Source organism: Brevundimonas sp. UBA7664, from assembly GCF_002483305.1.
Taxonomy (GTDB): Bacteria; Pseudomonadota; Alphaproteobacteria; order Caulobacterales; family Caulobacteraceae; genus Brevundimonas.
The window spans coordinates 1-26,360 of the sequence record NZ_DLHQ01000047.1 but is presented as its reverse complement, the minus strand read 5'-3'; the positions used below and the strand labels follow the sequence as shown (position 1 = coordinate 26,360).

Genomic DNA, 26,360 nt, shown 5'->3' with positions numbered 1-26,360 from the left:
GGCCCGGCTGGCCGCCAGCGACCCGGCCCGCGGGGACCGCGCCCTGCAGACCGTCATCGCCGCCTGGCCTGATACGCCCCAGGCCCGCGAAGCCTCCAGCCGTCTCGGCGACCTGCGCGTCTCCGCCGGCGACCATGCCGGGGCGGTGGCCGCCTATGCGACGGCGCTTCAGGGCTGGCCCACCGCGCCCTGGGCCGCGTCGACGACGCTGGAGCTGGCCAATGCGCTCAACGCCACCGACCGCAAGACCCAGGCCTGCACGGCCCTGAGCGAATTCACCCGCCGCTATGCCGAGGGGGCCAGCGCCGCCGTGCGCACCCGGGCGACCGAGGCCCGCACCCGCATCGGCTGCGCCGCCCCAGCGGCGCCGGCCCGGAGACCGGGCTGACGCCAATCCCCGCTGACTGGACCGGCCCCGCCCGGGCCGCGCTGTCCGCGCGTCTGGAAGCCGATGTCGAACGCCCGATCGCCCTGGCCCTGTCGGGCGGCGGCGATTCCATCGCCCTGCTGAGGCTGGCGGCTGGCTGGGCGCGCGAGAACGGCCGCCGCCTGCTGGCCCTGACGGTCGATCACGGCCTCAGCCCTCACAGCGCCGACTGGGCTGCCTTCGCCGAACGCGCCGCCCGCGAGGTCTGGGCCGATTGGCGCGGTCTCTCATGGGCCGGGCCGAAACCGGCGACCGGCCTGTCGGCGGCCGCCCGGAGCGCTCGCCACCGCCTGATCGCCGAAGCCGCGCGAGGGGCGGGCGCCCGGGTGATTCTGTTCGCCCATACCGCCGACGACATCGCCGAGGCCGAGCTCATGCGCGCCGAAGGCTCGACCCTCGGCCGCCTCCGCGACTGGTCGCCGTCCCCCGTCTGGCCCGAGGGCCGGGGGTTGATGCTGCTGCGGCCCATGCTGGGGGCGGGTCGGGGCGAGGTGCGGGACTGGCTGAAAGGGCAGGGGGCGGCCTGGATTGACGATCCGGCGAATGAGGACGTGCGGTTCGCAAGGAGCCGGGCGAGGAAAGCGCTCACCCGTCTCCCTGTGGGAGAAGGTGGCGCGCAGCGCCGGATGAGGGTCGACTGTGCGAGCGGCGAAGCCGCCCCCGGACAGTCGGCCCTCACCCTTTCGCGCAAGGACGACGGCTCCGCCGCCGTGCGCTCAAGCCCCCTCCCAACGGGAGAGGGATCAATCAACATCGACCGGCTTATCGACGCTTCAACCTTGGCCGCCGTGCTCGTCTGCGCCGGCGGCGGGGACCAGCTCCCGCGCGGCGACCGGCTCTCCGCGATCGACACCCGGCTGCGCGCCGGCGAGGATTTCACCGCCACCCTGTGCGGCGCCCGAATCGAGGCCCGGAGCGGATCCGTCCTCGTCACCCGCGAGACCGGTGAGTTCGCCCGCCGGCCCCGCGCGCCCTTACCGCTGCCCCCCGGGGTGGAGACCGTCTGGGACGGGCGCTGGGCGATCACGGTCGATTCGGCCGGCTGGTCCGTCGTCCCCGCCGCCGGACGGATGGCGGCCCTGTCCGACACCGATCGCGGGATGCTGAAAGCCCTGCCGTCGGCCACGCGCGGGTCCATGCCTGTGCTGATCCGGCACGACGCGACTGCGCCGGTTCTTGCAGGAACGGCGGGCAAGGCGACGTCGCTGGTCGAGGAGAGACTGGCGCTGGCGCTGGACCGAATGACGCACGAACGGGATCCGGGCGATGTCCTCCATGGCGCATCGTCCCCGAAGCACCTATTTTCTGGCGCTGATATTACTGACGACCGGGCGCTGCGGCGCACCCAGGGAATGAGACGAGAATGAACCTGCGCAATCTGGCCACCTGGGGCGTCATCATCCTGGGCGCCCTGGCCTTCTTCGCGGCGGTCAGCCGCCCCGGCGGTCTGACCGCCCCGGTCGCCGGCAAGGAAGCCGCGCCCCGGCCCGTGGCGATGAGCTATTCCAACCTGCTCAAGGCCCGCGACGACGGAAACATCGTCAAGATCGAGGTGCGCGGCGAGATGGTGAAGGCCACGCTGCGCGACGGTCAGATCGTCAATGTGACCACCCCCATCCCCAACGCCGCCCTGGTCGACAGCATCCAGGCCAAGGGCGCCGAGGTCGACGTCAAGACCAGCCGCCAGTCGGTCTGGCTGACCGTGCTGATGGGCGCCCTGCCGTTCGTGCTGATCATCGGCCTGTGGATCCTGATCATGCGCCAGATGCAGGGCGGGGCGCGCGGGGCCATGGGCTTCGGCAAGTCCAAGGCCAAGCTGCTGACCGAGCACAAGGGCCGCAAGACCTTTGACGACGTCGCCGGCGTGGACGAGGCCAAGGAAGAGCTGCAGGAGGTCGTCGACTTCCTCAAGGACCCGGCCAAATTCCAGCGTCTGGGCGGCAAGATTCCCAAGGGCGCCCTGCTGGTCGGCCCTCCCGGCACCGGCAAGACCCTGCTGGCCCGCGCCGTGGCCGGTGAAGCCGGCGTGCCTTTCTTCTCGATCTCGGGCTCCGACTTCGTCGAGATGTTCGTCGGCGTCGGCGCCAGCCGTGTCCGCGACATGTTCGAACAGGCCAAGAAGAACGCCCCCTGCATCATCTTCATCGACGAGATCGACGCCGTCGGCCGTCACCGCGGCGCCGGTCTGGGCGGCGGCAATGACGAGCGCGAGCAGACCCTGAACCAGCTGCTGGTCGAGATGGACGGCTTCGAGGCCAATGAGGGGATCATCCTGATCGCCGCCACCAACCGTCCCGACGTGCTGGATCCGGCCCTGCTGCGTCCCGGCCGCTTCGACCGTCAGGTCGTGGTGCCCAATCCCGATGTGAACGGCCGTGAGAAGATCCTGCGCGTCCACATGAAGGACGTGCCGCTCGCCTCGGACGTCATGGTCAAGACCATCGCCCGCGGCACCCCCGGCTTCTCCGGCGCCGACCTGGCCAATCTGGTCAATGAGGCGGCCCTGATGGCGGCCCGCAAGGACCGTCGCATGGTCACCCATCGCGACTTCGAGGACGCCAAGGACAAGGTCATGATGGGCGCCGAGCGCAAATCCATGGCCATGAACGAGGAAGAGCGTCGCCTGACCGCTTATCACGAGGGCGGGCACGCCATCGTGGCCATGAACGTCAAGATGGCCGATCCCGTGCACAAGGCGACCATCGTCCCGCGCGGCCAGGCCCTCGGCATGGTGATGCAGCTGCCGGAAGGCGACCGCTATTCCATGAAGTACCAGCAGATGATCGACCGGATCGCCATCATGGCCGGCGGCCGCGTGGCCGAGGAACTGATCTTCGGCAAGGAGAACATCACTTCCGGCGCAAGCTCCGACATCCAGCAGGCGTCGAAGCTGGCCCGCCGCATGGTCACCCAGTGGGGCTTCTCCGACATCCTCGGCACCGTCGCCTATGGCGAGAACGAGCAGGAGGTCTTCCTTGGCCACTCGGTGGCGCGCAGCCAGAACGTCTCGGAGGACACGGCGCGGATCATCGACGCCGAGGTCAAACGCCTCGTCACCGAAGGCTGGAACGAGGCCCGCAAGATCCTGACCGACAAGGCCGCGGATCTGGAGACCCTGGCCCAGGCGCTGCTCGAGTACGAGACCATGTCGGGCCAGGAGATCAAGGATCTGCTCGAGAAGGGCGTGGCCCCGAACCGCGACGAGAGCAATTTCCCCAACGCCGGCCCTTCGGTCTCCGTGCCGATCACCCCGGTGTCGGACGGAACCTCGGTCGAGGTCCAGACCGTCCACTGAACCGTCGCCCGGTCATCCGCCGTCGCGGGCGGATGACCGGTGCGGGCTTCAGGCCAACGCGTCCGGGTCCTCGACCAGGATGGGCGTCAGGCGCCGCGTGGCTCCCGACGGGTCGGGCCACAGGATCGACTCCCCCTCCAGCAGGCCGAGCAGGCCGCAGCCCACGTGGGACAGGGCGGATATGCGCCCGGCATCGACGTCCGCGTCCTGCGGCATGACGATCCGGACGCGGCGCGTGGTCGACGTCCGCCCGTCGGTATAGTGCAGCCATCGATCCAGCCCCACGGCGTTCACGGGCCGTTCGGCGGGTTCGCACAGGGTGGCGCGGTCCAACTCCTGTTGCAGCAGCCCGGCCACGCCTTCGGCCATCCGGGTATCGCCGAGCAGACGGGACAGACGGGCGTGCTCGTCAGGCGTCAGGAAAATTTCCGGCAATGGCCGGACCGGTTCGGTGTGGGTCGGGAACATGGTTCGCATCTCGGGTTGGCGCGGGTCATCGCGCGGCATGAAGGACGCCGCGACAGCGGCGGATCGGGTGAAAGAGCGCGTGTTGAACAAACCGCGCGTGGCCCGCGCGGTCGTCCATAGGAGGATGAATGGATTGTCCTTGCCCGGAGCGGCTGACGGCGCACGACGCCGCCCCGGGCTACTCGCCTGCGACGAGTCGGCCCGCGTGGTTCAGCAGTCTGGCTTGATTGACGAACTGGAACATGACCGCCCGAAGCTGGGGCTCCGGAGCCGCAAAGTCAAACCGGGCTGGTCCGCCGATCACTGCCAGCTGACGTCGCCCACCGGCCCAGCCGCCGCAATGCGTGCCAGCGAACTTGTTTGCATTATAAACAAGTCTATGAGATATGGCTCTCCATCAAGAGGGGAACCCTTCCATGTCGTCCAACGAAACCCACCCGTCCGACCGCCTGCACGGCCTCGACGCCCTGCGCGGGACCGCCCTGCTGCTGGGCGTGGTCCTGCACGCCGCCATGTCCTATTTCCCGGTCACGATCTGGATCGTGCCGGACACCGACAACTCGCCGGCCGCCGCCGTCATCTTCTTCGCCATCCACCTGTTCCGGATGACCACCTTCTTCCTGATCGCCGGCCTGTTCGCGCATATGATGCTGGGCCGGCGCGGGACCCTGGGCTTCATCAAGGACCGTCTGATCCGCATCGCCGGACCGCTCGCGGTGTTCTGGACCCCGGTCCTGGCCGCCATCATCGCGGGCCTCGTCTGGATGGCGGCCATCCGCAACGGCGGATCCATTCCGACCGACGGACCGCCCCCGGCCCCGCTGACGCTCGAGACCTTCCCCCTGACCCATCTGTGGTTCCTCTGGGTCCTGCTGATCCTCTACGTCGGCATGCTGGTCCTCCGGGCGCCGTTCGCCCTGGCGGATCGCGGCGGCGGCTGGGGCCGGTTCGTCGACCGGATCACCGGCGCCCTGATCGGGCCGTGGACCCCCGCCCTGATGGCCGCGCCGCTGGCGATCGCCTTCTGGCTCGCGCCCAACTGGACGCCCTTCTTCGGCATTCCGACCCCGGACACGGGGCTGGTTCCGAATGTGACGGCCATGACCGCCTTCGGCTCGGCCTTCGGCCTCGGCTTCCTGCTCGACCGCCGCCGCGACCTGCTGGTCCGCATCGAGCGGCTGTGGCCGGTGTTCACGGTGGTGGCCCTGGGCGTCGGAACGGCGGCCCTGATCATGGCCGGCGGACCGGTGCCGGATCTTGCGCCCGTCACCGACCCTGAACTGAAGGCGCCGCTGGCGGCGGTGATGGCCCTGGCCGTCTTCGCCTCGGTCTTCGCGGTCCTGTCCCTGGCCCTGCGTTTCGCCTCGGGCTACAGCGCCGTCCGCCGCTACCTCGCCGACTCCTCCTACTGGGTCTACATCGTCCACCTGCCGCTGGTCATGGTCGGCCAGATCCTCGTGGTGAACGAGACCTGGCCCTGGTTCGTCAAGTTCGGCGTGGTCATCGGCGGGACCCTGGCGGTCAGTCTGGTCACCTACGAACTGTTGGTGCGCCACAGCTTCGTCGGCGGCTGGCTGAACGGCCGCCGCATCCCCTCGCGCCGCCGGCGCGAGGCGGAATTCGCCGCCGCCGAATAGCTTGCCAAGACGCACCGGCTCGTCCACGCCAAGGGCGAGCCGGCCCCGGAGATCCGCCCCATGTCAGCCAAGTCCGCCAAGCCTCGCCTGCATTCGCCCGAGGACGACCTCGCCTTCATGCGCTCGATCGTCGAGGGCGGCGGGCGGCCGCCGATGACCCTGGCGGTCTGCTACCTGGCCGGCGGCCTGCTTTACGGCCTGCAGTGCCTGTTCCACATCGGTCAGGCGACCGGCCTGATCCGCTGGCCCGACCTCGCCAACCTCGTCTTCGTGGTCGGGATCAGCGCGACCTTCCTGTCGATCCTGACCTGGGCGATCCTGAAGGATCGCAAGACCGGCACGTCCAATCGCGGGCCCGTGGCGACGCGGACGCTGAACGCCGCCTTCAGCGCCACCGGCATGGCCAATTGCGCGGTGATCATCGTCTTCGGCGTCGGCGCATACCGGGACCAGGACTTCGCCATCTGGCTCTATTACGCGGCCATCGTCTTCGCCCTGCAGGCGGCGGCCTGGTACATGGCCTGGACGCTGAAGCGGAAGGGCTGGATGCTGGCCACGGCGCTGGGCGGCTGGGTGACGGCCGTGGCGCTCGGCGTGCTGGTGCGCGAGCCCTTCCTGTATCTCGGCGTCTGCACCGTCGCCCTGTTCCTGCTCTTCGCCCTGCCGGGCTGGGTCCTGTTCCGCGACGCCCGCGCCGGATCGAAGGCGGCCTGAACCATGGGACTGACCGATCTCGGACGGATCGACGAGGTCATCCACGGCCGCATGCGGCTGGGGATCATGGTCTATCTGTCCGACGCCGACAGCGCCGATTTCACCGAGCTGAAGACCGTGCTCGAGGCCACCCAGGGCAATCTGTCGGTCCATCTGAAGAAGCTGGAGGAGGCGGGCTTCGTGGCCATCGCCAAGAGCTTCAAGGACAACAAGCCCCTGACCCGGGTGTCCATCACCCCCGAGGGCCGCAAGGCGTTCGGGGTCTATCTGGACGCCATCGGCAGTCTGATCGGCGGCAAGGACTGATGGCGGCGCCCCCAAGGCGATCCCGCGTCATGGGCATCGTCAATGTCACGCCCGACAGCTTCTCGGACGGCGGTCGACTGACCTCGGTCGAGGCGGCGGTGGCGCACGGCCTGCGGCTGGTCGAACAGGGCGCGGACATCCTCGACATCGGCGGGGAAAGCACCCGGCCCGGCGCTGAACCGGTGCCCGAGGCCGGGGAGATCGCCCGCGTCGTCCCGGTCATCGAAGGCCTGCGCGCCCGCTGGCCCGGTCCGATCAGCATCGACACCATGAAGCCCGCCGTCGCCCGCGCCGCCTTCGCCGCCGGGGCGACGATGTGGAACGATGTGACGGCGCTTGGTTTCGCGCCGGACAGTCCGGCCACCGCCGCCGACCTCGGCTGCGAGGTGGTGCTGATGCACATGCGGGGCGAGCCGCGCACCATGCAGGCCGATCCGCAGTACGGCGATGTGGTCGCCGAGGTCGCGGACTGGCTCGTCGCCCGGGCGGAAGCGGCGATGGCGGCCGGGGTTGGGCGGGACCGGATCTGGCTCGATCCCGGGATCGGCTTCGGCAAGACAGCCGCCCACAATCTGGCCCTGACGGCGCAGCTGGACAGGCTGGCCGCGACCGGCTTCCCCGTGCTGTACGGAGCCAGCCGAAAGCGGGTGATCCAGACCATCGCCCCGACCGCGACCGACCCGGGCGACCGGCTCGGCGGCTCGCTGGCCCTGGCGCTGGAGGCCGCGCGCCGGGGCGCCGCGATCCTCCGCGTTCATGACGTCCGCGAGACGGTGCAGGCGCTGGCGGTTCAGGCGGCCCTGGCCGGTCTTGAGATCGCGACCTGATCGGATATCGTCGTTGTGCAAGCGAGGGCAGCGATGCGCAATTGGACCGCGCCGGACGGCGAGCGGGAAATCTACAATCCGCTTGAGCCGATCACCGGACCGATCAGCCTGGTCAGTTTCACCGTCCTGCTGCTGGGCGGCCTGTGGGTGCTGGCCATGCTGTGTTCGGGCCTGCGCGATCCCGCCTCGGCCTTCGACGACTGGCGCGGCTGGCTGAAGGGGACCCACATCAACGTCGTCGACGGCATCGTCGGCGCAATCCTGACCCCCTTTCCCAGCGCCAATCACACCTTTCAGTTCATGGACTGGTGGTTCCGCAAGCGGTGGGACATGCGCTGGCTGAAGGTCGGGATGTTTCTGGCGCCCTTCGCCTATTTCGCTGTGGCCCATTACCGCTATGAAGGCCGCGATCCGCTGCTGGTGGCGGGCTTTCTGGCGGGACTGACGTGGCTGGCGGCGCTGGGCTATCCGAAGATCGGGCCGGACGGGCGGAGCGTGGAGCCGGCCGGGTCCTGATCATCGCCGGTTCTGATTCCGGCGGCGGCGCCGGAATCCAGGCCGACATCAAGGCCGTGACCCTGCTGGGCGGCTATGCGGCCACGGCCATCACGGCCATCACCGTGCAGAACACCCTGGGCGTCCATGGCGTCTATCCGCTGCCGCTGGACCTGATCGAAGCGCAGGCGCGGGCGGTGCTGGACGACATCGGCGCCGATGCGATCAAGACCGGCATGCTGGGCTCTACCGAGGTGGTCGAACGGGTGGCGGCGATCCTCGATTCGTCCGCTGCCCCCGCGGTGGTCGACCCGGTCATGATCGCCAAGGGCGGCGCGGCCTTGCTGGCGGACGATGCGGTGGCCGCCGTGCGGTCGCTGATGATTCCCCGCGCAGCCTTGCTGACCCCCAATGCGCCCGAGGCCGAGGCGCTGACCGGGATCGCGGTCGCCGATCTCGACGGCCAGCGCCGCGCCGGCGAGGCCCTGCTGGCCCTGGGCGCGCGCGCGGTGCTGATGAAGGGCGGCCATGTGCCGGGCGAGACGGTGGTCGATCTGCTGTTGACGCCGACCGGCGAAACCCTGCTGGAGGGCGAGCGGTTCGACACGCGCAACACCCACGGCACCGGCTGCACCCTGGCCAGCGCCTGCGCGGCGGGACTGGCGAAGGGCCTGCCGCTTGAGGCCGCCGTGGCCGAGGCCTGGGCCTATGTCGCCGAAGCCATCCGCCGGGCGCCGGGTCTGGGCGGCGGACACGGGCCGCTGGACCACGGCTGGCCGGTGCGGGGGCGCACATGAGCGATCTCGAAGCGCGGCTGGTCGAGATCGTCCGCGCCGACCCCGGTCTGATGCACGTCCTGACGATCGTGCGGGCGCAGGGCCTGCCGGACTGGCGCATCTTCTCGGGCGCTGTTTACCAGAGCGTCTGGAACGCCCTGACCGGGCGACCGGCGGGCTATGGCGTGCGCGACTATGACGTCGGCTATTTCGATCCCGACACCAGCTGGGACGCCGAGGACGTCGTCATCAAACGCGTTGCGGCCGCGTTCGAGGAACCGTTCCGCAGCACGGTCGAGGTCCGCAACCAGGCGCGGGTGCCGATCTGGTTTCCGGCCCATTTCGGCGAGCCCTATGAGCCGTTGTCCGGCACGGATGAGGCGCTGGAGCGGTTCGTGGCGCCGGCCTTTGCGGTCGGCGTGCGGCTGGAAGCGGACGACGCCATCAGCGTAGCGGCGCCGCTGGGGCTGGAGGACGTGTTCGCCCTCACGCTGCGGCCCAATCCGAACCGCCCCCGGGCGAAAGACTGGCCGCGTGTGGTCGAGCGGGCCCTGGGCCGGTGGCCCGAACTTCAGGTGATTGAGCCCGCCAGCCGCGGATAGATGTCCCGATCGACCTTCTCCATATGCCTCAGCGGATCGGCGGGCTCGAAGCCGTAGTGCGCGTACAGCCCGTGGGCGTCGGCCGTGGCCAGTCCCCAGCGGCGCAGGTCCTGCAGGCGCGGTTCGGCCAGCACCGCCTCCATCATCGTCTTGCCCAGTCCCCGGCCGCGGGAATCCGCGTCGACGAACACGTCGCATAGCCAGGCGAAGGTCGCTCCGTCCGTGACCACGCGGGCGAAGGCGACGAGGCGGTCGCTTTCGAACAGGCCGAAGCAGATCGAACCCCGGCAGGCGCGCTCGAACACCGGCCACGGGATCGCCTTGCCCCAATAGCTTTCCTCGGCGATCCAGCGCCAGGCGATCCGCAGATCGGACTCGGTCAGGGTGGTGCGAAGGTCGGCCATCGGCGGGATATAGCGCGACCGGCGGCGCTGGCGTAACAGCGAACGCATGCGCCAGTGGACCGTCGACGCCTTCGCCTCCGCCCCCTTCAAGGGCAACCCCGCCTGCGTGGTCGAGCCCTTCGATCAATGGCCGTCCGACGACTGGATGCAGGCGCTGGCGAAGGAGAACAATCAGGCGGAGACGGCCTTCCTGTTGCGCACGGGCGATCCGGCGCGGTTTGGCCTGCGCTGGTTCACACCGGGGATGGAGGTGGATCTGTGCGGTCACGCCACCCTGGCCTCGGCCCATGTGCTGCTGGCGGAGCTCGGGCATGAGGCCGGCTCCCTGACGTTCGACACCCGGTCCGGCGCGCTGATCGTGGCGCAGGCGGTCGACGGCTATGAGATGGACTTCCCCGCCGATCCGCCGCGTCGGACCGCGCCGCCGGAAGGCCTGATCGAGGCGCTGGGCGTCACGCCGGTCGAGGTCTGGGCCGGCCGCTATCTGGTCGCGGTGCTGGCCGACGCGGCGGCGGTGCGCGCCGTCGCCCCCGATATCCGCGCCTTGGCACCGATCCAGGGGGAGGCGGGCGAGGTCGGTCAGGTGATCGTCTGCGCCCCGGCCGACGCCTCGGACGACGTCGATGTGGTCGACCGCTTCTTCGCGCCGGGTTGCGGTGTGGACGAGGATCCGGCGACCGGCTCGGCCCACTGCATCCTCGGGCCGCTCTATGCCGACAAGCTGGGCCGGGCGACGGTGCGGTTCCGGCAGGTCTACCCCGGGCGGGGCGGGGACATCGAAACCGAAATCCGCGGCGACCGTGTCCTGCTACGCGGGCGGGCGGTCACCGTCATCGAAAGCCGGCTCAGGGTCTGAGACAAGGAAAGGGGCGCGACCCTTTCGGATCGCGCCCCTCGAGCCTTCGGGGAGGAAGACCAGGCCTTAGTAGCGACGGTTGTCGTTGTCGCGACGTTCGGCGCGCACCTGCATCGACAGGCGGTCGTAGCGGCGGTCCAGATCGGCCCGCTCGCGCCAGGAGAGACCGCCGCGCAGATAGGACCGCTCCAGATGCACCAGGGCGTTCAGCTCGCTGCGCAGCCGGGTGGCTTCGCGGCGGCTGAGCTGGCGATTGCGTTCGCCCTGATCGATACGGCGATCCAGCTGGTATTTGCGCTGGCTGATGTTCTGCCAGTTGCGACCGCCGCGATCGTTGTCGTAGCGACCGCCGCGATCATTGTCGTAACGACCGCCCCGGTCTTGTTCATAGCCGCCGCGGCCGCCGCGATCTTGCGGGCCGTGGTTCTGGGCCATGGCGGGGACCGCGACGGAAGCCGCGGCCAGGGCGAGGGCGGGGATGAGAAACTTCTTCATCATCGGACTTCTCCTTGAGCGTTCCACGCAGACCGGGCGGCCGGCGTTGATGTGAGAAGATCATTCCCCGGCTGAGCCCAAACTGAACGGCGCGCGTCAGCTTCCATTCATCGGGATGAATTCGTCGCCACGCCCTGGACGCCTGTCCCGAACGTCAAAACCCCCCCGCGCGCGCGAGGGGGGCGGCGCGGAAGGTGAAACGTGTCTACACTCGCTGTTCAGCCATCGTTCAGAGCCCGGGGCCTAGACCGCTCTCCATGATCCGCCCGTCCGCCATATGGCTTGCCGCCCTCATCGCCGCCGCGCCCCTGTCGCAGGCGGCGGCGCAGGATCGTGGCCAGCGCAGCGAGCGCGAGCGCCCCGCCCGCGAACAGCAGGACGAGCGTCCCCGCGTCAGCATGGGCGAGGCCGCCCAGCGCGCCGCCGCCGGCCGTCCCGGCCGTTTTCTCGGCGCCAGCAACCGGGGCGACACCATCGTGGTCCGTTGGGAGTATCCCGGCGGCCGCATCGCCGACATCATGGTGGACGCCCGCACCGGCCGGGTCGTGGGAGAACGCTGAATGCGAGTCTTGCTTGTCGAGGACGACGTCGATCTGTCCCGCCAGCTGAAGCTGGCGCTGGGCGACGCCGGCTATGCCGTCGATCACGCCGCCGACGGCGAGGAGGCCCATTTCCTCGGCGACACCGAACCCTATGACGTGGTGGTGCTGGACCTCGGCCTGCCCAAGATCGACGGCGTCTCGGTGCTGGAGCGCTGGCGCCGGGACGGCAAGACCACGCCCGTGCTGATCCTGACCGCGCGGGGGGCCTGGTCCGACAAGGTGTCGGGCTTCGACGCCGGCGCCGACGACTACCTGACCAAGCCCTTCCACACCGAAGAGCTGCTGGCCCGGTTGCGCGCCCTGCTGCGGCGGTCGGCCGGCATCGCCTCGGCGACCCTGTCGTGCGGCGGGCTGCGTCTCGACCCGCGCGCGGCCCGCGCCACGGTCAACGGCGAGCCGCTGCGGCTGACCTCGCTGGAGTATCGCCTGCTGCACTATCTGATGATGCACCAGGGCCGGGTCATCAGCCGCACCGAACTGGTCGAGCATCTGTACGATCAGGATTTCGACCGCGACTCCAACACCATCGAGGTGTTCGTGGGTCGGCTGCGCAAGAAGATCGGGCCGGACCGCATCGAGACCGTACGCGGCCTCGGGTACCGGCTGACGCCTCTGGCCGGGGAGTCCGAAGGGGCGTGACCGACGAGACGGGGGGCTCTGCACGGGACGGCGGCGCGGTTCCGGACGACAGCAGGTCCTGGGGCCGATGGTTCGGCCGGCCGGGCCGAAGCCTGACGCGACGGCTGATCTGGCTGGCCTCGGCCTGGATCGTGCTGGCCCTGGTCCTGACCGGCTGGGCCCTGACCACGCAATACCAGGAATCCGCCCTGCGCCGGCTCGGCAATGTCCTGTCCGACACCATCGACGAGGTGGTGGTGGCGACCAACGCCGGACCGGACGGACTGGTCATCGCCGAGATCATGGACGCCCGCACCCAGCGGCCGCTGTCGGGCAAATACTGGGCGGTGGCCGAACCCGCGCCGGGCGACCGGCTGAGGGTCGTGGCCCGCTCCGGTTCGCTGGCGGGATCGGACCTGTCCGCCCCGGCCGAACTGCCGCCGCGTCTGGCCGCCGGCTTCGGCGAGACCATCAGCTACAACGCCACCGGCCCGCGCGGCGAGCGCCTGCGCGTCGCCGCCAGCATGAAGCAACTGCCCGGCCGGGACGCGCCCGTGGTCTTCATGGCCGGCATAGACCGGTCCAACATCGACGCCGACACCCGCCAGTTCGCGACCTTCACCTGGACCGCGCTGCTGATTCTGGGCCTGGGCCTGGTCGTCGCCGTCTTCCTGCAGGTGCAGATCGGCCTGCGCCCGCTGTTCAGCCTGCGCAACGAAATCGCCGATGTCCGCAAGGGCCGGGCCGCGCGCATCGCCCGCAGCTATCCGCTGGAGATTCAGCCGCTCGCTGAACAGGTCAACCGTCTGCTGGACCACAACCAGGAGACGGTCGAACGCCAGCGCACCCATGTCGGCAATCTGGCCCACGCCCTGAAGACGCCGCTGTCGGTGATGCTCGCCGAGGCCGGGAGCCAGAAGGGACCGCTGCCGGACATGGTCCGCAAACAGACCGAGGTGATGAAGGCCCAGGTGGATCATCATCTGCGCCGCGCCCGGGCCGCCGCCCGCGCCCAGATGCTGGGCGAGCGCACCCCCGTGGCCGAGGTGCTGGACGAGATGGCGGTGATGCTCGAGCGCGTGTTCGAGGAGAAGGGCGTCGAGATCGACTGGCGCGCACCCGATGAGCTCAGCTTCCGGGGCGAGCGTCAGGACCTGCAGGAAATCCTCGGCAATCTGATGGAAAACGCCTGCAAATGGGCCAGGCGGCGTGTCCGCGTGTCCGCCGGTCCGACGCACCTCGGCCAGATGGTCGTGGTGGTGGAGGACGACGGCCCGGGTCTTCCGGCGGAGCAGCGCGAGGCAGCCCTCGAACGCGGCGCGCGCATGGACGAGACCACGCCCGGGTCCGGGCTGGGCCTGTCGATCGTCGTCGAGCTGACCCGCGCCTACGGCGGGCGGATCACGCTGGCGGACAGCGACCTCGGCGGCTTGAAGGCACTGCTGGAACTGCCGGCCGCCGAGGCCTGACGAGACCCCAATATAGGGGGTTGTTAACCGTGACAGCGCATGGTCGCCGGGTCCGGATGGGTTCCGGTTCGGGATTTTCTCATGGCCGGGCTCTCCATCGCCCATCGCGTCGCGCTCGCCGCCCTGCTGGAGCGGTGCCCGGACGCCACGCTCAGGAAGGTGTCCGCCGGCGTCGCGCCGATGGCGGGCGGGCGGGCGGCCGAGCTGCGGATCATGCTGGCCGACGAGATGCGTGACCGGACCCGCCGCGCCCGGGTGATGGCGCCGGTGGCCCCCATGTTCCGCGCCCGCGCCGACGGCGTCGCCGCCATGACCTTTCCGTCCCACGTCCTGCCGCGTCTGTGGAAGGCCGCCAGCGTGCGTGAGCCGGCGCTGCTCGCGCGACTCGACGGGGATGATCCCTCGGCTGACGCGGTGGCCGACCGCATCTGCCTGTCCGCCGCCGCCATGGTGCGCGACCAGCCTGACCTGGTCTGGCCGCCGGAGGGCGATGCGGCGGCGCGCCAGGCCGGCCTCGCCGATCTGGTCGCCTGTCTCGACCTGGCCCATCTGGCGCGGCGCGGCCTGCCGTCGCTGGAGACATGGCTCAAACGGCCCGACGGCGACCAGATCGCCGAACTGCGCCTGCTGCTCAAGGATTGCGCCGGCGTGCACGTCGACGGCGCCCAGCGCGTGCTGGAAATGCTGTTCGCTCATCTGGACGACGCCCTCCTGATCCTGCGCATCGTCATCCAGACCTCGCTGGCCGCCGGACGGGAAGGCTTTCTCAGCGAATCGGAACTGGCCGGCTTCGTCGACCGGCTGATCGCCGGCGTGGACGCCCGGGCCAAACGGATCGCGGCCTTCCAGCCCCGGGTCGACCTCGACCGGGTCGAGACCGTCATCGCCGATCTCAACTGGTGCGCCGGCGTGCTGGGCGAACTGGATGTGACGCTGACCCTCAATCCCCAGAGCGTCTGGGGCAAGTCGGTGCGGGATGCGCGGGTCGCCATCGCCCGCCAGCTGTCGGGTCTGCTGCGGACGGCGGACAAGGCGGTGGACGAGGCCCTGCCGCTCGAGCGGGTGCAGATCGCCGGCCGGATGACCCGCAAGTCGCCCCGCCTGACTGCCCCGGCCGCGGGGCCGGAGGTCGACGCGGCGCTCAACCTGCTGAAACTGGTCGGATCCTCGCGCGGTCCCGCCTCGACCTTTGGCTGTGAAGCCGACCGCAAGACCCTGGTCGAGACCCTGACCGACCGGCTCTCGGACCATGCGGACCAGACGCTGCGCCTGATCAACGACGGCGAGACCCAGGACGAGGAGCACGCCCTGGCCCTGGTCGAACTGGTCGCGCGCTTCCTCGAACTCATCGACGCCCAGGAACCCGCCCGCACGGTGCGTCGTCGGGCCGCGGTCGCCGGCGGCCCCTTAAGGGACGGGGAGGCCTCGTCGGACGCCGCCTGATCGGCTACATCGCCGGTGATGACGGCGTTCTGGATCATGACGGCTCTGCTGACGGCCCTGGCAGGCTTGTTGGCGCTCGCCGGCGCGCGCCGCGGCGCGGACGCCGACGACGCCATTTCCGCCGCCGCTGAACTGGCCGAGCTGGACCGGCTCAAGGCGCGGGGCCTGCTCGACGAGGCCGGCTGGACCGCCGCTCGCGCCGAGGCCGGCCGCCGCATCCTCATCTCCGACCGCGAAGCCGCCCCGGTGCGGGCCGGGCCGAGGGACCGGTTCTGGGTGCTGGCCGGGATGGCGCTCACAGCTGCCGCCACGCTGGGCCTCTATGCCCTGGTCGGCGCGCCGGGCCTGCCGGATCAGGCGTATGAGCGCCGCGTCGACCAGTGGACGACCGAGCTGGAGACGCTGCAGCCGCCGCAACTGGCCGCCGTGGCCGCCCGGGTGGTGCGCGAACGTCCCGACGACCATCAGGCCCTGACCATGCTGGGCGCCGCGCGGTTCGAAGCCGGCGATCCGATCGGCGCGGCCTCGGCCTTCCGCCGGGCCCTGACGCTGCAGCCCGATGACGCGCAGAGCTGGGCGCGGCTGGGCGAGAGCCTGACCCGCGCCAACGGCGGCGAGGTCGGCGGCGACGCCGAGGCCGCCTTCGCCCAGGCCCTGCGCCGGGATCCCGGTCAGCTGGGCGCGCGCTATTTCCTCGGCGAGGCGGCGCTGGCGCGCGGCGAGGCGGCCATGGTCCGGGCCATGTGGGGCCCGCTGATCGCCGCCCTCGATCCGGCCGATCCGCGCCGCGCCGACCTGCAGCGGCGGATGCCGGGGGATTCCGAACAATGAGCTGGCTTCCGAAATCGCCCAAGGCGCGCCGCCGCCTGTGGGTCGTCGCCGTCGTCGCGCCGGTCCTGGCCGTGGCGGTCGGCCTGTCGCTGTACGCCATGCGCGACAACGTCACCTTCTTCTACTCGCCGTCCGAGGCGACCCCAGACAAGGCCCCGGCCGGCCGGGTCGTGCGGCTCGGCGGTCTGGTCGAGACCGGCAGCGTGGCGCGGGGCGGCGATGGCGAGGTGGTCTTCGTGGTCACCGACAACGCCGCCGCCACCCGCGTGGTCTACCAGGGCGACCTGCCCGACCTGTTCCGCGAGGGGCAGGGGATCGTCGCCCAGGGGGCCTTCCTGCCCGACCGCAGCTTCCGCGCCACCCAGGTCCTGGCCAAGCACGACGAGACCTATATGCCGCGCGAGGTCGCCGACCGGCTCAAGGCCAAGGGCGAATGGCGGCCCGAGGGTGAACCGGCCCCGGCCTCGGCCGCGCCCTCGGCCGGAGCGCCCGTCACGTGATCGTCGAGCTGGGCGCCTTCGCCCTGATCCTCGCGCTGGCTCTGGCCGTGCTGCAGACCGGCATGGCCGCCGCCGGCCGCCTGCGCCGCAGTCCCGTGCTGGCCGGCGCCGCCGAGGGCGCGTCCATCGCCTGCGCGGTCGCCGTGGCGCTGGCTTTCGCCGCCCTGATCCAGGCCTTCGCGGCATCGGACTTCTCGGTCGCCAATGTCGCGGCCAACAGCCACACCGACAAGCCGATGCTCTACAAGGTCGCCGCCGCCTGGGGCAGCCACGAGGGGTCGCTGCTGCTGTGGTGCCTGGTCCTGACCGGCTTCGGCGCCGTGCTGTCGCGGGCGCGCGGCCTGCCGTTCGGGCTGAAGGCGTCGGCGGTGGCGACGCAGGGCGCGCTGGGCGTGATGTTCCTCGCCTTCGCCGCCTTCACCTCCAACCCCTTCGCGCGCCTCGACCCGGCCCCCTTCCAGGGCGGATCGCTGAACCCGCTGTTGCAGGACCCGGCGCTCGCCTTCCATCCACCCTTCCTCTACGCGGGCTATGTCGGGTTTTCGGTCTGTTTCTCCCTGGCCGTCGCGGCCCTGATCGAGGGCCGGGCCAATTCCAGTTTCTGGCCGGCCTGGGGCCGCTGGGTCCGGCCGTGGGCCCTGGCCAGCTGGGCCTTCCTGACCGTCGGCATCACCCTCGGCGCCTTCTGGGCCTATTATGAGCTCGGCTGGGGCGGCTGGTGGTTCTGGGATCCGGTCGAGAACGCCAGCTTCATGCCGTGGCTGGCCGGCGCGGCCCTGCTGCACTCCGCCGTGGTGACCGAGCGGCGCGGCGCCCTGGTCGGCTGGACCGCCTTTCTCGCCCTGCTGGCCTTCACCTTCTCCATTCTGGGGGCCTTCCTGGTGCGCTCGGGCGTGCTGACCAGCGTCCACGCGTTCGCGGTCGATCCCGAGCGCGGCCTGATGCTGCTCGCCATCCTCGGGGCGACCTCGGGTCTGGCCTTCGCCCTGTTCGCCTGGCGCGCGCCACAGCTGAAGGGCGGCGGCATGTTCGCCCCGGTCAGCCGCGAGGGCGCGCTGGTCCTCAACAACCTGTTCCTGACCGCGGCCTGCGCCACCGTCCTGCTCGGCACCCTCTATCCGCTGATCCTCGAGGCGGCCAACGGCGCGACCATCTCGATCGGCCCGCCCTATTTCGCCCTGACCTTCGTGCCGCTGATGGCGGCGGCCCTGCTCATCCTGCCCGCGGGGCCGCTGCTGGCGTGGAAGCGCGGCGACCTGCAGGGGGTCGGCCAGCGCCTCGCCGTGGCGGCGGGGCTGGCCATCCTGCTCGCCCTCGCCGGCTGGATGGCGTTCGAGCCGAAGAAGGCCCTGTCCGCCGCCGGGATCGGCCTCGGGGCCTGGCTGATCCTCGGAACCCTGGCCGAAGTCGCCGAGCGGGTGCGTCTGTTCCGCGCCTCCCCGGCCGAGAGCCTGCGCCGGGCCCGCAGCCTGCCGCTCGGCGCCTGGGGCACGACCCTGGCCCACGCCGGGCTCGGCGTCTTCGTCCTCGGCGCGGTGGTCGAGACCGGCTACCGCGTCGAGGCCGCCCGTCCGCTCGCCCCCGGCCAGACGGTCGAGGCCGGCAAATGGACCGTGCGGCTGGACTCGGTCAACGTCGTCGAGGGCCCCAACTATCTGGCCGAACAGGGCCGGCTGACCGTGACCCTGCGCGACGGCGGCGCGCCCCGCGTGGTCACCGCCGAACGCCGCTTCTTCCCCACCGGCGGCCAGACCACGACGGAGGTCGGGCTCGATTTCCGCGGGCTGGACGACGTCTATGTCGTGCTGGGCGAGCGCGGGCGGACCGACGCCGGCGCCCCCGCCTGGAACGTCCGCGTCTGGTGGAATCCGTGGGCGCGGCTGATCTTCCTCGGCCCGGCGATCATGGCCCTGGGCGGCCTGTTGTCGCTGCTGGACCGCCGCCTGCGACTGGGTGTGAACCGGCGGAGGGCGGCATGAAGCGTGTCCTGCTGATCGCCGTCGCCTCGCTCGGGCTGATCGCCGCCCCGGCCGCGGCGCAGGAACCGCCGCCGGCACCCGACCGCCCGCTGCCCGACGCCGCCCAGGAAGCCCGCGCCCGCGCCCTGTTCGAGGACATCCGCTGCGTCGTCTGCCAGCACGAGGCCATCGCCGACAGCCCGGCGGGCATCGCCGCCGACATGCGCCGTCTGGTGCGCGAGGAGATCGCGGCCGGGCGCAGCGACGCGCAGGTGAGGACCGACCTGGTCCAGCGCTACGGCGACTTCGTCCTGTTCACCCCGCCGCTGCGGGCCGGAACCTGGCTGCTCTGGTTCGGCCCGCTCGCGGCCTTGCTGGCGACCGGCGCCGGCCTGCTGTTCGTCTCGCGCCGCCGCCGGACCGAGACCGCGCCTCTGTCCCTTGCGGAAGAGGGCGATCTGGCCCGGATACTCGCCGATGAGGCGGTTCGCCCCGATCCTGACGCAAAGCCGTCTGACGACTAGGGTTCGCGGACCCATCAATGCGCCGTTGCGTTGGTGAAACAGGCCGCAGCTCTATATTGTAAGGCCGAACGGACGTTCGACGCCCGACGAGAGGATCGCAGACACGCCTATGATGAAGCGCAAGGAATTCATGCTGGGGGCCATCGCGGGCCTGACCTTCGCCGCCGCGGCGACCGCCGGAGGCGTCATCGACTGGCCCTCGGCCCAGGCCGATCCGGTCGCCGGCGTCTCGGGCCGTCTCGCGCCCAGCGCCGGCGGCGGCCTCGCCTTCGCTCCGCCGCAGGGCGCGCCCCTCAGCTTCGCCGACATCTTCGAACAGGTCGCCCCGGCCGTGGTCCAGATCGATGTGAAGACCCGCGTCGCCGGCGGCGGTCAACGCTTCATCCAGATCCCCGGCCTCGGCCCGGTTCCGGTCCCCGTGCCGGAGGGCGAGGAGGGCGCGGAGGACGAAGGGACCACGGCCCTCGGCGCCGGTTCCGGCTTCTTCATCGCCGCCAACGGCTTCATCGTGACCAACAACCACGTCGTCGCCGACGCCACCGAGATCACCGTCAAGCTCGCCGACGGCCGCGAGCTGGAAGCCCGGCTGGTCGGCCGCGACGAGGACACTGACCTGGCCGTGATCAAGGTCGAGGGGACCGACTTCCCCTTCGTCAATTTCGAGGAAACCGCCCAGCCTCGCGTGGGCGACTGGGTCATCGCCGTCGGCAACCCCTTCGGTCTCGGCGGCACCGCCACGGCGGGCATCGTCTCGGCCAAGGGCCGCGGCGAGGTCGACAACGCCACCCCCTACACCGACTATCTGCAGATCGACGCCGCCATCAACCGCGGCAATTCGGGCGGCCCGACCTTCGACATCTATGGTCGGGTCATCGGCGTGAACTCCGCCATCTATTCGCCGACCGGCGGGTCGGTCGGAATCGGCTTCGCCATCCCGGCCGCGATCGCCAAGCCCATCACCGACCGCCTGATGCGGGGCGAGGCGATCGAGCGCGGCTACCTGGGCGTCGAGATCGCCAATCTGGACCCCTACCGCGAAGCCATGGGACTGCCCGCCGGAACCCGGGGCGCGCTGGTGAACAGCGTCACGCCGGGCGGCCCCGCGGCCCGTGGCGGGCTCCAGGCCGGCGATGTGGTCGTGTCCCTGAACGGCCAGCCGGTGGTCAGCTCCAGTGACCTGACCCGCCGCGTCGGCCAGGCGAGCGCGGGCGACAACCTGCGATTGGAACTGCTGCGGGACGGCCGCCGTCAGACCCTCACGGTCCGGTCCGGCACCCGGCCCTCGCGCGCCGATCTTGAGGCCGGACGAACGGTCGATGAGGACGCGGACGAGGCGGCCCCGTCGCGCGCGGGTGTCGCCGTGGCCGGCATCACCGTCGCGCCGATGACGCCTGCGCTCCGGGCGCAGTATGAAGTGCCCGCGTCGGTCAACGGTCTGGTCGTGACCCAGGCCGGGCGGGGCGACGCCCAGGGCTTCCAGCCCGGCTATGTCATCTCCCGCGCCGGCAACCGCGCGGTCACCACGGTGGCCGAGTTCCAGGCCGCGGTCGCAGCGGCCCGGACGGCGGGCCAGGACTCGCTCTTCCTCATGGTCTGGACGTCGCGGGGCAATGTGCCGCTCGCCTACGAACTTCCCGATCCTGAATAAGCCTTAACTGCCCCCATCGCCGCCAATGCGCTAACATCGGCGGCGATTCCGCATTTGAGGGCTGATTCCATGCGCATTCTGGTGGTCGAGGACGACGCTGAAGCCGCGACCGCCATGGTCCGTGGACTGACCGAGGCCGGGCACGAGCCGACCCACGCCGTCGACGGGGCCTTCGGCCTGCTGGAGGCGCAGAAGGGCGGCTATGACGTCTATGTCGTTGACCGGATGATGCCGCGCCTCGACGGCATCGGCATGGTCGAGACCCTGCGCCGCGACGGCGACCAGACCCCCGTCCTGTTCCTGTCCGCCCTCGGCGAGGTCGAGGACCGGGTCACGGGGCTGAAGGCCGGCGCCGACGACTATCTGGTCAAGCCCTACGCCTTCTCCGAGCTGATCGCCCGCGTGGAGGCCCTGTCGCGCCGCCGCGAGACCGGCAGCGTCGCCACCATGCTCAAGGTCGGCGACCTCGAGATGAACCTGATCGCCCGCACCGTCCACCGCACCGGCCAGGAGATCGACCTGCAGCCGCGCGAATTCCAGCTGCTCGAATTCCTGATGCGCCACGCCGGCCAGTCGGTGACCCGCACCATGCTGCTGGAGAAGGTCTGGGAATACCATTTCGACCCCCAGACCAATGTCATCGACGTCCACATCAGCCGCCTGCGCGCCAAGATCGACAAGGGCTTCGACCACGCCATGCTGCAGACGGTGCGCGGGGCGGGGTATCGGCTGGAGCCCTGACGGCCGCCAGTGAAACTCCCCTCCCTCCTACGCCGCACCCCCTTCCGGCTCACGCTGCTGTTCCTCGCCCTGTTCGCGGCGGCGGCCAGCGCCATCCTGGCCTATGTCTATTTCGCCTCGGCCTCCGAGGCCCGGACCAAGGCCGAGCGCGACGTACGCGGCGAGATGCAGGTGCTGACCGGCATCTACAAGGAGCGCGGCTTCGACGCGCTCAATCGGGCCCTGATCGACCGGACCCTGCGCGACAACTCCTTCCTCTATCTGCTCAAGAACCCCGACGGCAGCCAGGTCACCGGCAGCCTGACCAACTTCCCGATCGAGACGCTGGAGGAGGACCAGCAGTGGATCACCTTCCCCTTCACCGACACCGACGTGGAGGGACGGGTCACCCGGCCCCAGGTCCGCGGCGTGCAGGTGCAGCTGGCGGGCGGCGGCATGCTGTTTGTCGGCCAGTCGCTGGGCGACACCGAGGCCTATCTGGCCCGCCTGACCCAGGCCCTGTGGACCGCCATGGGCATCGTCCTGCTGCTCGGCCTGGCCGGCGGGGTGCTGGTCAGCCGCAACCTCGAAAAGGCCATGGGCCGGCTGGGCAAGGTCGTCACCGCGGTGCAGGACGGCGATCTCAAGGCCCGCGCCGTGGTCCGCAACTCCGGCGACGAACTGGACGAGCTCGGGGCCGGGCTGAACACCATGCTGGACCGGCTGGAGGGCTCGATGGCCTCGATCCGCCACGCCGGCGACGCCATCGCCCACGACCTGCGCTCGCCCCTGACCCGGATGCGGGCCAAGCTGGAGGTGGCGCTGATGGACGCCGAGGCCGGTAAGATCGACGGGGTCGACGCGGTGCAACTGGCGCTCGATGAGGCCGACAACCTGCTCAAGACCTTCAACACCGTCCTGGCCATCGCCCGTCTGCAGGCGGCGGCGGGCCGCACGCCCGACCCGAAGGTGTTCGACGCCGCCGACCTGGCCGCCGACATGGCCGAGCTCTACGAGCCCGCCTCGGAGGACAAGGGACTGGAGTTCTCCGCCGAGATCGAGCGCGGCCTGATGGTCGAGGGCAACCAGCCCTTCCTCGCCCAGGCCCTGGCCAACATCATCGACAACGCGATCAAATACACCCCCACCGGCGGCGCCGTGATGCTGCGCGCCCGCCGCCGCTCGTCCGGTGACATTGAGTTCTCGGTGACGGACACCGGTCCGGGCGTGCCCGAGGAAGACCGCGAACGGGTCATCGAACGCTTCGTGCGTCTGGACAACAGCCGCACCGAGGCCGGCTCCGGCCTCGGCCTGTCCCTGGTCGGGGCGGTGATGGAGGCCCATGCCGGGCGCATCGTCCTTGACGAAGGCCCCGGCGAATACGGCGGCTTCGGTCCCGGCCTGCGGGTGGCCCTGGTCCTGCCGGCGGCGGAATGAGCGGCCCGCTCGGGCCCCGGCTCGCCCCCTGCGGTCCGGTCATAGACGCCGAGGCCGCCGACCGCATCCATGAGCGCACGTCAGAGGCGGCGAGCGAAGGCGGTTGGCGCGAGACGCTGGACGCCGCCTGGCCCGCCCTGGCCCCGGCCTTCGCCGCCTCACCCTACCTCGCCGGACTGGCCCGCCGCTGGCCCGAGCGGCTGCGGCTGACGCTCGAGGCGACGCCGGAGGACCGGCTGGCCGCCATCCTGTCCGCGACGACAGGCCTGGACGGCGGCGCCGACGAGGCGAAGGCCCCGCTACGATGGCTCAAGGCCGAACTGCATCTGCTGACCGCCCTCGCCGACCTCGGCGGCGTCTGGGATCTGGACGCGGTCACCGGCGCGCTCAGCCGCTTCGCCGACGCCTCGGCCCAAGCCGCCTTGCGCTCCGTGGCCCACGACCAGCGCGAGCGGGGCAAGCTGGTGTCCGCCGCCGACGATCCGCGCGGCCCGATCCCCGGCCTGTTCGGCCTCGCCATGGGCAAGCACGGCGCCTTCGAGCTCAACTATTCCTCCGACATCGACGTCAGCCTGTTCTGGGAGCCGGAGGCGTTGCAGAGCGCCCTGGCCGACGGCGTCGAACCGCAGAAATTCGCCGACCGCGCCGCTCACGCCTTCGCCTCGCTGATGCAGGAGCGGACCGGCGACGGCTACGTCTTCCGCGTCGACCTGCGGCTTCGGCCCGATCCATCCTCGACCCCGCCGGTTGTCGCCGCCCCGATGGCGCTCGCCTACTATGAAAGCGTCGGCCAGAACTGGGAGCGCGCCGCCTTCATCAAGGCCCGGCCGGTGATCGGCGACCTCGCCGCGGGGACTCATTTCCTCAAGGCGCTGCGGCCCTTCATCTGGCGGCGCAGCCTCGACTATCCCGCCATCCTCGACATCCAGTCGATCAAGCGCCAGATCCACGTCCACAAGACCGGCGAGGGGATGGAGGCCGCCGGGGCCAATCTGAAACTGGGCCGCGGCGGCATCCGCGAGATCGAATTCTTCGCCCAGACCCAGCAGCTGATCCTCGGCGGCCGCGATCCCGGCCTGCGCAGCCCCCGCACCGTCGACGCCCTCGCCGCCCTGCGCGACGCCGGTCATGTGACGCCCGAGGCCTGCGCCGGGCTGACGGCCGCCTATATCGAACTGCGCGGTCTCGAGCACCGGGTGCAGATGCTCGACGACGAACAGACCCACATCCTGCCGGCCGACCCCGTCCGGCGCGCGATGGTGGCCGCCCTCGCGGGCGAAGGCGACCGGGCCGCCTTCGATCACCGGGTCGAAACCCTCCTGGTCGGCGTCAATCGCACCTACGGCGAACTGTTCGAGGGCGAGGAGGCCCTGTCCTCCCCCTATGGATCCCTCGTCTTCACGGGCGTGGAGAACGACCCCGAGACCCTGGCGACCCTCGGCCGGATGGGGTTCACCGAGCCCGCCGGCGTGGCCGATACGATCCGCAGCTGGCACCACGGGCGCATCCCGGCGACCCGCTCCGCCCGCGGCCGCGAACTGTTCACCCGCCTGGCGCCCCGCCTGCTGACGGCGCTGGCCGACACCGGCGCGGCCGACGCCGCCTTCCGCCGCTTCGCCGTCTTCTTCGCCGGCATGAACAGCGGCGTTCAGGTCCAGGCCCTGTTTTTGGCCCAGCCGAAACTGTTCGAGCTGGTGCTCGGGGTCATGGCCTTCGCCCCGCGGCTGGCGCGCACCCTGGGCCGCTACCCGGCCGCTCTCGACAGTATGCTGGACGCCCGCTTCGATCGCGCCATCGACGAGGATTCCGGCATCGTCGCCCAGATGCAGGCCGACGCCGCCGCCGCCCCCGATTTCGAGACCGCCCTCGACATCGCCCGCCGGGTTCACCGCGAGCAGATGTTCCGCATCGGCATCCAGACCCTGACGGGACGCGCCGGTCCGGAAGCCGCCGGGCGCGCCTATACGGCCCTCGCCGACGCCGTCATGGCCGCCCTCGCGCCCGCCGCCATGGCCGAGGCGGTGCGTCAGGGCGGGACCCTGCCGGGCGGCGCCGTCGCCGTGGTGGCCCTCGGCAAGGCCGGGTCCCGCGAGATGACCGCCAGCTCCGACCTCGATCTGATGACGGTCTATGAGGCGCCGGCCGAGGCCGCGTCGGACGGCAAGGGGTGGGCCGCCGGCGTCTTCTATTCGCGCTTCACCCAGCGGCTGATCGCGGCCTTGTCGGCGCATACGGCCGAGGGTGGCCTGTACGAGGTCGACATGCGGCTCCGGCCCGGAGCGGCCAAGGGGCCGGTCTCGCTGCGCCTGTCGGCGGTCGAGGACTATTACGCCACAGAGGCCGACACCTGGGAGTTCATGGCCCTGACCCGCGCCCGCATCGTCTGGACCGACGACCCGGCCTTCGGGGCCCGGGCGGCCGCGTCGCTGGAGGCGATCCTGCGTCGGCCCCGACCCGGCGTCGATGTCGTCGCCGACGCGCGACGCATGCGCGAGCTGATGGCGCGCGAGCGGCCGGGGCAGGGGGCGTGGGACCTCAAGCTCGCCCCGGGCGGTCAGGTCGACGCCGAATTCGTCGCCCAGGTGCGCCAGCTGACCGCCGCCGCGACCGGCGGGCCGTTGACCGTCTCGACGCTGGAGGCGCTCGCCGACGAACCCGCCCTGGCCGAGGCCTGGCGGCTGCAACAGGCCCTGAGCCAGATCCTCGGCGCCGCCTTCGACGAGAGGCCCGATCCCGATCAGGAGCCCGAAGGTTTCCGCAAACGTCTCGCCGAGGCCGCCGACATGGCCGATTTCGATGCCCTCAAGGCCCGGCTGGCGGAGGTGCGGATCGCCGCGCGCGCCGCCTTCGAATCGGCGCTGCCGCCGCCGCGCGACGGAGTCTGACGGCAGCCCCGTTTCACTCTCCAGACAGGGATTGAGGCCGCGTACGGCGGCCATGGAGATCATCGAGATGAAAAAGACCGTTCTGGTTGGCGGCCTGGCCGCCCTGACGCTGGCGACCGCCGCCGGCGTCGCCTTCGCCCAGCAGGCGCCCGGCCGGGCCATGCGCGCCGACGCCGACGGCGACAGCCGCCTCAGCCAGGCCGAGTTCGTCGGCCAGCGCGTGCAGCGCCTGACCGCCATGGACGTCGACCGGGACGGGTCGGTCACGGCCGATGAGCGCCGCGCCGCCATGCAGGCGCGCATGGCCGGTCGCGCCGACGCCCGCTTCGACCGTCTGGACGCCGACGACGACGGCGCCGTCAGCCGCGCCGAGTTCGACGCCGCCCGCGAAGCCCGGGGCGAGGCCCGCGCCGACGGGGGGCC

General features: G+C 71.1%; 26 protein-coding genes and 1 pseudogene. 24 read left to right on the top strand and 3 right to left on the bottom strand.

Translation table 11 applies throughout. The features are described from left to right. The 3 genes from B2742_RS11390 to ftsH form a co-directional block, all read left to right on the top strand. Nucleotides 1–388: tetratricopeptide repeat protein (locus B2742_RS11390; protein WP_292066301.1), on the top strand; the 388-nt coding region annotated here is incomplete at its 5' end. Continuing rightward, nucleotides 274–1,794: a tRNA lysidine(34) synthetase TilS gene (gene tilS, locus B2742_RS11385; protein WP_349681126.1), complete on the top strand. Its 1,521-nt coding sequence runs from the start codon at nt 274–276 to the stop codon at nt 1,792–1,794. The genes B2742_RS11390 and tilS, both read left to right, overlap by 115 nt. Continuing rightward, the gene (gene ftsH, locus B2742_RS11380) at nt 1,791–3,722 is read left to right on the top strand and encodes an ATP-dependent zinc metalloprotease FtsH (RefSeq protein WP_292066299.1); all 1,932 of its coding nucleotides are present in this window, start codon (nt 1,791–1,793) and stop codon (nt 3,720–3,722) included. The genes tilS and ftsH overlap by 4 nt, the downstream gene beginning before the upstream one ends. A gap of 48 nt (nt 3,723–3,770) precedes the next feature. On the opposite strand, the gene B2742_RS11375 is transcribed toward ftsH, so the two are convergent. Then, nucleotides 3,771–4,190, bottom strand: coding sequence for a GreA/GreB family elongation factor (locus B2742_RS11375; protein ID WP_292066297.1), 420 nt, complete (start codon nt 4,188–4,190; stop codon nt 3,771–3,773). Between the two features lie 416 nt (nt 4,191–4,606). Between B2742_RS11375 and B2742_RS11370 the strand changes: the two genes are divergently transcribed. From B2742_RS11370 to B2742_RS11340, 7 genes are read left to right on the top strand one after another with little or no spacing between them, the layout of a single operon-like run. After that, a complete protein-coding gene (locus B2742_RS11370; RefSeq protein ID WP_292066295.1) occupies nt 4,607–5,827 on the top strand; it encodes an acyltransferase family protein in 1,221 nt (406 codons plus the stop codon). A 60-nt stretch (nt 5,828–5,887) separates the two neighbouring features. Beyond that, the gene (locus tag B2742_RS11365) at nt 5,888–6,541 is read left to right on the top strand and encodes a hypothetical protein (protein WP_292066293.1); all 654 of its coding nucleotides are present in this window, start codon (nt 5,888–5,890) and stop codon (nt 6,539–6,541) included. A 3-nt stretch (nt 6,542–6,544) separates the two neighbouring features. Further along, nucleotides 6,545–6,847, top strand: coding sequence for a winged helix-turn-helix domain-containing protein (locus tag B2742_RS11360; RefSeq protein WP_292066291.1), 303 nt, complete (start codon nt 6,545–6,547; stop codon nt 6,845–6,847). A gap of 29 nt (nt 6,848–6,876) precedes the next feature. Further along, complete coding sequence (gene folP / locus B2742_RS11355; protein ID WP_292066289.1) at nt 6,877–7,674, top strand: dihydropteroate synthase; 798 nt, start codon at nt 6,877–6,879, stop codon at nt 7,672–7,674. 33 nt (nt 7,675–7,707) lie between these two features. Then, a complete protein-coding gene (locus tag B2742_RS11350; protein WP_292066286.1) occupies nt 7,708–8,190 on the top strand; it encodes a hypothetical protein in 483 nt (160 codons plus the stop codon). Beyond that, nucleotides 8,121–8,966 (top strand): bifunctional hydroxymethylpyrimidine kinase/phosphomethylpyrimidine kinase, encoded by an 846-nt coding sequence (gene thiD / locus B2742_RS11345; protein ID WP_292066283.1) that lies wholly within the window; start codon nt 8,121–8,123, stop codon nt 8,964–8,966. The genes B2742_RS11350 and thiD overlap by 70 nt, the downstream gene beginning before the upstream one ends. Then, nucleotides 8,963–9,547, top strand: coding sequence for a nucleotidyltransferase family protein (locus B2742_RS11340; RefSeq protein WP_292066281.1), 585 nt, complete (start codon nt 8,963–8,965; stop codon nt 9,545–9,547). Before thiD ends, B2742_RS11340 begins: the two co-directional genes overlap by 4 nt. On the opposite strand, the gene B2742_RS11335 is transcribed toward B2742_RS11340, so the two are convergent. Continuing rightward, nucleotides 9,517–9,999 (bottom strand): GNAT family N-acetyltransferase, encoded by a 483-nt coding sequence (locus B2742_RS11335; protein WP_292066280.1) that lies wholly within the window; start codon nt 9,997–9,999, stop codon nt 9,517–9,519. The two genes, B2742_RS11340 and B2742_RS11335, sit on opposite strands and share 31 nt — an antisense overlap. Between B2742_RS11335 and B2742_RS11330 the strand changes: the two genes are divergently transcribed. After that, the gene (locus tag B2742_RS11330; RefSeq protein WP_292066279.1) at nt 9,998–10,807 is read left to right on the top strand and encodes a PhzF family phenazine biosynthesis protein; all 810 of its coding nucleotides are present in this window, start codon (nt 9,998–10,000) and stop codon (nt 10,805–10,807) included. The genes B2742_RS11335 and B2742_RS11330 overlap by 2 nt on opposite strands. Nucleotides 10,808–10,873: 66 nt before the next feature. Here B2742_RS11330 and B2742_RS11325 read toward each other — a convergent pair whose 3' ends face one another. After that, nucleotides 10,874–11,302, bottom strand: a complete 429-nt coding sequence (locus B2742_RS11325) for a hypothetical protein (RefSeq protein WP_292066278.1) — start codon at nt 11,300–11,302, stop codon at nt 10,874–10,876. 257 nt (nt 11,303–11,559) lie between these two features. On the opposite strand from B2742_RS11325, the gene B2742_RS11320 reads away from it, so the two are divergent. The 13 genes and pseudogenes from B2742_RS11320 to B2742_RS11260 all read left to right on the top strand — a co-directional run. Then, nucleotides 11,560–11,862 (top strand): hypothetical protein, encoded by a 303-nt coding sequence (locus B2742_RS11320; protein WP_292066277.1) that lies wholly within the window; start codon nt 11,560–11,562, stop codon nt 11,860–11,862. Beyond that, on the top strand, nt 11,863–12,543 hold the full coding sequence (locus tag B2742_RS11315; RefSeq protein WP_292066275.1) for a response regulator transcription factor: 681 nt from the start codon (nt 11,863–11,865) through the stop codon (nt 12,541–12,543). It abuts the gene before it with no gap. Beyond that, on the top strand, nt 12,540–13,991 hold the full coding sequence (locus B2742_RS11310) for a sensor histidine kinase (RefSeq protein ID WP_292066274.1): 1,452 nt from the start codon (nt 12,540–12,542) through the stop codon (nt 13,989–13,991). The genes B2742_RS11315 and B2742_RS11310 overlap by 4 nt, the downstream gene beginning before the upstream one ends. 81 nt (nt 13,992–14,072) lie before the next feature. Then, entirely contained in the window at nt 14,073–15,434 is a 1,362-nt protein-coding gene (locus B2742_RS11305; protein WP_292066273.1) for a hypothetical protein, read from the top strand. 36 nt (nt 15,435–15,470) lie between these two features. Continuing rightward, nucleotides 15,471–16,265, top strand: a complete 795-nt coding sequence (gene ccmI, locus B2742_RS11300; protein ID WP_292066272.1) for a c-type cytochrome biogenesis protein CcmI — start codon at nt 15,471–15,473, stop codon at nt 16,263–16,265. Next, nucleotides 16,262–16,765 carry a cytochrome c maturation protein CcmE gene (gene ccmE / locus B2742_RS11295; RefSeq protein WP_292066271.1) on the top strand — a complete coding sequence of 168 codons (504 nt, stop codon included), beginning with the start codon at nt 16,262–16,264 and terminating at the stop codon, nt 16,763–16,765. The genes ccmI and ccmE overlap by 4 nt, the downstream gene beginning before the upstream one ends. Then, nucleotides 16,762–18,744, top strand: a complete 1,983-nt coding sequence (locus B2742_RS11290) for a heme lyase CcmF/NrfE family subunit (protein WP_292066270.1) — start codon at nt 16,762–16,764, stop codon at nt 18,742–18,744. The genes ccmE and B2742_RS11290 overlap by 4 nt, the downstream gene beginning before the upstream one ends. Beyond that, the gene (locus tag B2742_RS11285; protein WP_292066269.1) at nt 18,741–19,247 is read left to right on the top strand and encodes a cytochrome c-type biogenesis protein; all 507 of its coding nucleotides are present in this window, start codon (nt 18,741–18,743) and stop codon (nt 19,245–19,247) included. Before B2742_RS11290 ends, B2742_RS11285 begins: the two co-directional genes overlap by 4 nt. Before the next feature lie 109 nt (nt 19,248–19,356). After that, on the top strand, nt 19,357–20,895 hold the full coding sequence (locus B2742_RS11280) for a trypsin-like peptidase domain-containing protein (protein WP_292066268.1): 1,539 nt from the start codon (nt 19,357–19,359) through the stop codon (nt 20,893–20,895). A 69-nt stretch (nt 20,896–20,964) separates the two neighbouring features. Next, nucleotides 20,965–21,636, top strand: coding sequence for a response regulator transcription factor (locus B2742_RS11275; protein ID WP_292066267.1), 672 nt, complete (start codon nt 20,965–20,967; stop codon nt 21,634–21,636). Between the two features lie 9 nt (nt 21,637–21,645). Then, a complete protein-coding gene (locus B2742_RS11270) occupies nt 21,646–23,052 on the top strand; it encodes a sensor histidine kinase (RefSeq protein WP_292066266.1) in 1,407 nt (468 codons plus the stop codon). After that, nucleotides 23,049–25,937, top strand: coding sequence for a bifunctional [glutamine synthetase] adenylyltransferase/[glutamine synthetase]-adenylyl-L-tyrosine phosphorylase (locus B2742_RS11265; protein ID WP_292066265.1), 2,889 nt, complete (start codon nt 23,049–23,051; stop codon nt 25,935–25,937). Before B2742_RS11270 ends, B2742_RS11265 begins: the two co-directional genes overlap by 4 nt. Nucleotides 25,938–26,004: 67 nt before the next feature. After that, nucleotides 26,005–26,360, top strand: a pseudogene (locus tag B2742_RS11260) (EF-hand domain-containing protein); the annotation flags it as partial.

Bases quoted from the DNA above. Each gene is read 5' to 3' on its own strand.
- ftsH (WP_292066299.1), top strand. From the start codon at position 1,791: ATGAACCTGCGCAATCTGGCCACCTGGGGCGTCATCATCCTGGGCGCC.
- B2742_RS11375 (WP_292066297.1), bottom strand. From the start codon at position 4,190: ATGTTCCCGACCCACACCGAACCGGTCCGGCCATTGCCGGAAATTTTC.
- B2742_RS11370 (WP_292066295.1), top strand. From the start codon at position 4,607: ATGTCGTCCAACGAAACCCACCCGTCCGACCGCCTGCACGGCCTCGAC.
- B2742_RS11365 (WP_292066293.1), top strand. From the start codon at position 5,888: ATGTCAGCCAAGTCCGCCAAGCCTCGCCTGCATTCGCCCGAGGACGAC.
- B2742_RS11360 (WP_292066291.1), top strand. From the start codon at position 6,545: ATGGGACTGACCGATCTCGGACGGATCGACGAGGTCATCCACGGCCGC.
- folP (WP_292066289.1), top strand. From the start codon at position 6,877: ATGGGCATCGTCAATGTCACGCCCGACAGCTTCTCGGACGGCGGTCGA.
- B2742_RS11350 (WP_292066286.1), top strand. From the start codon at position 7,708: ATGCGCAATTGGACCGCGCCGGACGGCGAGCGGGAAATCTACAATCCG.
- B2742_RS11340 (WP_292066281.1), top strand. From the start codon at position 8,963: ATGAGCGATCTCGAAGCGCGGCTGGTCGAGATCGTCCGCGCCGACCCC.
- B2742_RS11330 (WP_292066279.1), top strand. From the start codon at position 9,998: ATGCGCCAGTGGACCGTCGACGCCTTCGCCTCCGCCCCCTTCAAGGGC.
- B2742_RS11335 (WP_292066280.1), bottom strand. From the start codon at position 9,999: ATGCGTTCGCTGTTACGCCAGCGCCGCCGGTCGCGCTATATCCCGCCG.
- B2742_RS11325 (WP_292066278.1), bottom strand. From the start codon at position 11,302: ATGAAGAAGTTTCTCATCCCCGCCCTCGCCCTGGCCGCGGCTTCCGTC.
- B2742_RS11320 (WP_292066277.1), top strand. From the start codon at position 11,560: ATGATCCGCCCGTCCGCCATATGGCTTGCCGCCCTCATCGCCGCCGCG.
- B2742_RS11315 (WP_292066275.1), top strand. From the start codon at position 11,863: ATGCGAGTCTTGCTTGTCGAGGACGACGTCGATCTGTCCCGCCAGCTG.
- B2742_RS11305 (WP_292066273.1), top strand. From the start codon at position 14,073: ATGGCCGGGCTCTCCATCGCCCATCGCGTCGCGCTCGCCGCCCTGCTG.
- ccmI (WP_292066272.1), top strand. From the start codon at position 15,471: ATGACGGCTCTGCTGACGGCCCTGGCAGGCTTGTTGGCGCTCGCCGGC.
- ccmE (WP_292066271.1), top strand. From the start codon at position 16,262: ATGAGCTGGCTTCCGAAATCGCCCAAGGCGCGCCGCCGCCTGTGGGTC.
- B2742_RS11285 (WP_292066269.1), top strand. From the start codon at position 18,741: ATGAAGCGTGTCCTGCTGATCGCCGTCGCCTCGCTCGGGCTGATCGCC.
- B2742_RS11280 (WP_292066268.1), top strand. From the start codon at position 19,357: ATGATGAAGCGCAAGGAATTCATGCTGGGGGCCATCGCGGGCCTGACC.
- B2742_RS11275 (WP_292066267.1), top strand. From the start codon at position 20,965: ATGCGCATTCTGGTGGTCGAGGACGACGCTGAAGCCGCGACCGCCATG.
- B2742_RS11265 (WP_292066265.1), top strand. From the start codon at position 23,049: ATGAGCGGCCCGCTCGGGCCCCGGCTCGCCCCCTGCGGTCCGGTCATA.